This window comes from Nonomuraea sp. K271 (genome assembly GCF_009908215.1).
Lineage (GTDB): Bacteria > Actinomycetota > Actinomycetes > Streptosporangiales > Streptosporangiaceae > Nonomuraea > Nonomuraea longispora.
On the sequence record NZ_JAAAHR010000297.1, the window covers coordinates 1 to 5,448 of the forward strand.

Genomic DNA, 5,448 nt, shown 5'->3' on the forward strand with positions numbered 1-5,448 from the left:
GGCCCAGGCGGGGCCGCAGCGCTGGTCGGCCTCGCCGAGTCCGGCGGTGATGACCGCCTGCTGGCCCGCGGTGCTGACGACGTCGACGCACGGCTTGTGGCCGAAGGCGCTCTGCATGGTGGACGCGAGGCGGTCGACGAGCCAGCTCTCGCGGTAGTAGTTGTACATCGAGAACGTGCCGCCGGGCTTCAGGTGCTCCCGGGCGGCCCGCATGGCCTCCTCGGTGAACAGGTAGCTCTCCAGGCGCAGCGAGCTGGCTCCGGAGACGAGGGTGAGGGAGTCGGGCAGCGCGAAGAGGATGAGGTCGTACGTGCGGCCGGTACGTTCCAGGAAGGCACGGCCGTCGGTGATGTGGGTGGTGACGCGCGGGTCCGCATAGGGGCGGTCGGGGTGGACGGAGCCGCCGAGCTCGCGCAGCTTGGGGTCGATCTCGACGGCGTCGACGTGGGTGGCACCCTTCGACAGCGCGATCGCCACGTCGGTGCCGCTGCCGGCGCCGACGATGAGCACGTCCTTCGGCGGTTTCGTGGTCCGTTCGTACGGCAGGCCGTACTGGCGTTCCCACTGCAGCCGGGCGGTGGCGGGCACGGCCTGCTGGTGCGGGATGCCGTTGACCGCGATGTCGGTGACGGCGACGCCCAGTTGTTCGAGCTGCCTGAACGTCACCTTGTAGTACGGCGACCAGATCGCCCCGGCGGTGAGCGTCTCGGCCAGCAGCAGCCCGACGACGGCCAGTGAGGGCACGGTCACCAGGCCCACGTAGAGGGCGCGCGGCCGGGGCACCAGCAGCAGCGCGTAGCAGACCGCGGCGATCAGTCCCCAGAACACCGGCGGCGCGCTCAGGAAGGACAGCGCGGTGAACGCGACGATGCCGGTGAGGCTGCCGATCAGGTCGTAGCGGTAGGCCTCCAGGCGCGGCAGCTCCGGGAAGCAGCGGCCGACGAGTTCGGCGGGGCCCATGAGCACCAGCGCCGCGGCGCAGAAGATCACCGGCAGGATCAGCCACGCGGGCGGGCCGCTGGTGGACAGGCTCGTCCAGTACAGGACGCCCTCGGTGTTCCTGTCGACGGTCACCGGGAAGGTCAGCACGACCACGACGAGGACGGCCAGCACGACGGGCGAGTAGTAGGGCTGGCGCCGCGACCGGCCGACGCGCAGGAAGCCGAGCCCGATGCCGAGGAACGAGCCGAGCAGCACGAAGTTCGTGAAGTAGCTGAGGTGGACGATGTTGGATCCGGTCCACCTGATCAGCGCCAGCTCGAGGAAGAGCATGAAGGCGCTGGCGAGGATGAGCCTCGGCCGCACCGCCAGCCAGTGAGCCCTCTCCCCGTCGTCGACCGGCTTCTGCGCCTGCAGCGTCATGCTGCCTCACCGTAGTGAAAAGATCGCCGGCGGGGAAGTACGGCGGGCCACGGACAAAAGTCGTCCACTTCGCGGTGATTAGCGCATTTCCGCAGGTCAAAACCGGTGAGACCCCCTGGACGCGGGCGGGCGGATGCAGGAATGTTGGGACGTTCGCTCCCTGACTCACGTTGGTGGTGACACATGCGGGTCCTGATCCAGCTCCGTCCCTCTCCCGACCTGGTCGCGGCCGTCGCCGACCCCGGCCAGGCCGCCACCACGGCCGACGTCGCCGATGGGCTGCCCGGCGTCGAGCTCGACTCGGCGTTCGTGCCCGTGGCCGTGCCGCGTCCCGTCCCCTCGACCGGCGGCGACCCGCTCTCCCTCAATCAGCCGCTCGACTTCTCGCTGGCCGCCGAGGACGCGTCCGTGCTGGTCCGCGGCACGATCTCGGACGACGAGCTGGCCTCCAGGGTCACGCTGCTGCCCGGCATCAGGCCCGACGTGGTCGGCATCTTCGCCGACCCGGTCATCGGGTCCGCGCCGGTGTGCGGGGGCGATCCGCCCTCCGGCGACTGGCACGACGTCGAACGCCTGCTGCACGTCTCCGGCCTGCACGCCGAGGGGCTCGACGGCGGCGGGGTCGCGCTGGCGGTGCTCGACAACGGCATCAACGCCGCGCACGCGGCCAGGCAGCTCGGCCGGGGCGTCACACTGGACGCCGAACGGTCCTGGAGCCCGCCGGGGGTGTCGGGCACCGCGGGCGAGTTCGAGGTGGACCACGGCACGATGTGCGCGTTCGACGCGCTCATCGCGGCCCCGCACGCGTCGCTCATCGACATCCCGGTGCTGCTGTCCACCCGGCCGGGCGGCTCGGCGATGGACGGCCTGCTGTCGGACGCGGTGTCGGCGTTCGCGCACCTGCGCACCGTGCTCGACGCCCAGCCCGCCGGGTCGAAGGCGCTGGTGGTGAGCAACTCGTGGGGGTCGTTCTCGCCCGAGTGGGACTTTCCCGTCGGGCATCCCGGCAACTACTCCGACAACGCCGCCCACCCGTTCAACCTGATGGTGGCCGGCCTGGACCGGGCGGGCGCGGACGTGCTGTTCGCGGCGGGCAACTGCGGCCGCGAGTGCCCCGACGGCCGGTGCGCGTTCCCCTCCCGGCCCATCGTGGGCGCCAACTCCCATCCGAAGGCCCTGTCGATCGGCGGCATCGACGTCAACGGCGAGCGAGTGGGCTACTCCTCGCAGGGGCCGGGACGGCTGACCGCCCGCAAGCCGGACCTCTGCGCGTACACACATTTCTCCGGGTCGCAGGCCCTGGGCCCCGGCTCGCCCGACTCGGGCACGTCGGCGGCGGCCCCGGTGGCGGCCGGGCTCGTGGCGGCGGTGCGCACGCTGTGGCCGGCGGACAGGTTGTCGCCCGCCCAGTTGCGGGCGCTGCTGCGGCGCACCGCGGAGGACCGCAGCGAGGTGGGCTTCGACTACGGCTACGGCTACGGGATCGTGGATCCGGCGGGGATCATCGCGGCCCTTCAGCGCCGCTCCAGAAGCGCGGCCTGACCGGCGCCCGACCTCCAGGGCGCGGCCACACGGGGGCGCGGCCTCACAGGCGCTGGTGTGGCCGGAGTGCCGCCCGCTCCGGCCATGTCGCGTCCGCCTACGCGTTCTCCCGGTTGAACACGCGCGTCCCGATGACGAGGCTGACCACGGCGAGGACGACGGTCACCGCCACGCCGGCGCCGACCGTGCCCGTCAGGTAGTGGCCGTGGAACAGGTCGCGCAGCGCCTCCACCACATACCGGAACGGGCTGAGGTGCGAGAGTGCGTCGAGCCAGCCCGGCGCCATCGACATCGGCAGGAACGAGCCGGACAGCAGGATGAGCGGGATCACGGCGGTGGACATCACCGGCGCGAACAACTGCTCGTTCATCGTCAGGGCGACGGCGTACGACAGGGCGGCCAGGCTGAGCCCGAGCACGACGACCAGCACGAATCCGGTGGCCAGCCCGAGCGCCGGCGCGCGCAGGCCGAAGGCGAAGGCGACCGCCAGGAGCAGCAGCGTCTGCAGGATCAGTGTGACCGCGTTGTTGAGCACGCGCCCGAGCAGCAGGGCCAGCCGGCTGGCCGGGGTGACGCGCATCCGCTCCAGCACGCCCGAACGTTTCTCGAAGACGATGCCGAATCCGGCCAGCCCCATGCTCATCAGCCCGAGCTGGATGATCAGGCCGGGCACGAGCGTCTCCCAGGTGCCGAACGTGGTGAAGATCGGGCCGAACAGCACCAGGAAGAGCAGCGGCTGGATCGCGCCGAAGATGATGCCGACCTTCTGCCGTAGCGTGACGCCCACGCCATGGCGGAACAACACCCAGGTGTCGCGGAGCATCAGGCCCCCTTTCCCGTCAGTGCGCTCTCCTCGCGCAGCGACCTGCCGGTGATGTCGAGGAACACGTCGTCGAGCGTGCGGCCGCCGGTCTTGAGCTCGGCAGGGGCGCCCTCGGCCACGATGCGGCCGTGGTCGATGATCAGCAGCCGGTCGCAGAGTGCGTCGGCCTCGTCGAGGTAGTGGGTCGTGAGGAACACCGTCGTGCCCTTCTCCTGGCGCAGCGCGCGGATGTGGTCCCACAGGTTGGCCCGGCTCTGCGGGTCGAGGCCGGTGGTCGGCTCGTCGAGGAAGAGCAGGGCAGGGTCGTGCAGCAGGGCGAACGCGATGTCGAAGCGGCGGCGCCGACCGCCGGACAGCGTGCCGCCGAGGCTGTTCTCCAGCCCGGAGAGGTCCAGTCCGGCCAGCACCTCGCCCGCCCTGGCCGCGGACTCCCGGCGGCTCAGCCCGTAGAGCATGCCCTGGAGTTCGAGCTCTCCCTTGAGCGGCACGGTCGGCAGGATGCCGCCGCCCTGGGAGACGTACCCGATGCGCCTGCGCACCTCCTTCGCGTCGGCGCTCAGGTCATGCCCGGCCACGGTGGCGTGCCGGACGTGGGGCGCAGCAGCGTGGTCAGCATGCGCATGGTCGTGGTCTTGCCCGCGCCGTTCGGACCGAGGAATCCCACGATCTCGCCGGGCTCCACCGAGATGCCGAGGTCTCTGACGGCCTCCACGCCGCCGTCGAAGGTCTTGCTCAGACCCGAAGTCTTGATCATTTCATCGCCTCCAAGATTGAGGTAACCATAAAATTGGTGTCACTGCAAAGTCGATACGATGACGACATGGGTGAAGGGCTGCGGGAGCGGAAGAAGCGCGAGACCAGGGAGCGCATCGCCGACGTCGCGATGGGCCTGTTCATGGCCAGGGGGTTCGACAACGTGACCGTGGCCGAGGTGGCGCGGGCCGCCGACGTGTCGGTCAACACCGTGTTCAACTACTTCAGCACCAAGGAGGACCTGTTCGCCGACCGACAGCACCTGGCCGTGGACCACCCCGTGCAGGTGCTGCGGGAGCGCGAGCCCGGCGAGAGCGTGGTACGCGCCTTCCGCCGCGACGTGCTCCACGCCATCGACACCCAGGACTGGCGGTACGGGTTCAACCTGGGCGCCGACGTGTTCGCCAGGATCGTGGACGCCAGCCCGGCGCTGGTCGCCCGGATGCGCGAGGTGCACGAGCAGCGGGAGCAGGCGCTGGCCCTGGCGCTCGCCGACGAACTCGGCGCCGGCCCCGGCGACCTGCGGCCCAGAGTCGTCGCGGCGCACGTGCTCACGACGACACGCCTGCTCACCCACGCGTCGGTGACCAGGAGGATCGCCGGCGAGGAGTGGGAGAGCATCGAGCCCGGCCTCAGGGCGCAGGCGGAGCAGGCGTTCGACCTGCTGGAGTCGGGCCTCGGCGACTACGGCAGGCGTTAACGGCTGCCGTCGAAGCCGCCGAAGACGAGCGCCATCCCGAACGCGAAGACGAGGAACCCGACCGTGATCATCATCAGGACGCTGCTGATGATGCCGCAGATGCGCCCGGCCTGGACCGCGCCGCGGTTCTCGTAGTAATAGCCACTCCCGTCGATCTCGCGCAGCGCGGTGTTGCCCATCACCCAGGCGAAGGGCCCGAGAATGCTGCAGATCACCAGGCTCAGGATGCCCAGCACGAGGATCGTGGTGCCGTTGGGGTGGGTCTGCG

The 5,448-nt window shown here is 70.7% G+C and carries 6 protein-coding genes and 1 pseudogene; 2 read left to right on the forward strand and 5 right to left on the reverse strand.

The window, feature by feature from the left end:
* On the reverse strand, positions 1-1,362 hold a 1,362-nt coding region (locus GUY59_RS45850; RefSeq protein ID WP_161715087.1), incomplete at its 3' end, for a spermidine synthase.
* A gap of 183 nt (positions 1,363-1,545) precedes the next feature.
* Here GUY59_RS45850 and GUY59_RS45855 point away from each other — a divergent pair.
* On the forward strand, positions 1,546-2,904 hold the full coding sequence (locus GUY59_RS45855) for a S8 family serine peptidase (protein ID WP_138208605.1): 1,359 nt from the start codon (positions 1,546-1,548) through the stop codon (positions 2,902-2,904).
* Between the two features lie 97 nt (positions 2,905-3,001).
* Here GUY59_RS45855 and GUY59_RS45860 read toward each other — a convergent pair whose 3' ends face one another.
* The 3 genes and pseudogenes from GUY59_RS45860 to GUY59_RS51605 form a co-directional block, all read right to left on the reverse strand.
* On the reverse strand, positions 3,002-3,727 hold the full coding sequence (locus GUY59_RS45860) for an ABC transporter permease (protein ID WP_138208604.1): 726 nt from the start codon (positions 3,725-3,727) through the stop codon (positions 3,002-3,004).
* Positions 3,727-4,386, reverse strand: coding sequence for an ABC transporter ATP-binding protein (locus GUY59_RS51600; protein ID WP_442939098.1), 660 nt, complete (start codon positions 4,384-4,386; stop codon positions 3,727-3,729). Before GUY59_RS51600 ends, GUY59_RS45860 begins: the two co-directional genes overlap by 1 nt.
* A pseudogene (locus GUY59_RS51605) lies at positions 4,365-4,481 on the reverse strand (ABC transporter ATP-binding protein); the annotation flags it as partial. The pseudogene GUY59_RS51605 and the gene GUY59_RS51600, both read right to left, overlap by 22 nt.
* Before the next feature lie 66 nt (positions 4,482-4,547).
* On the opposite strand from GUY59_RS51605, the gene GUY59_RS45870 reads away from it, so the two are divergent.
* Complete coding sequence (locus GUY59_RS45870) at positions 4,548-5,180, forward strand: TetR/AcrR family transcriptional regulator (RefSeq protein ID WP_138208603.1); 633 nt, start codon at positions 4,548-4,550, stop codon at positions 5,178-5,180.
* Here GUY59_RS45870 and GUY59_RS45875 read toward each other — a convergent pair.
* Positions 5,177-5,448, reverse strand: a 272-nt coding sequence (locus GUY59_RS45875) for a DUF4190 domain-containing protein (protein ID WP_161715088.1), incomplete at its 5' end; no start/stop codon positions are given. The genes GUY59_RS45870 and GUY59_RS45875 overlap by 4 nt on opposite strands.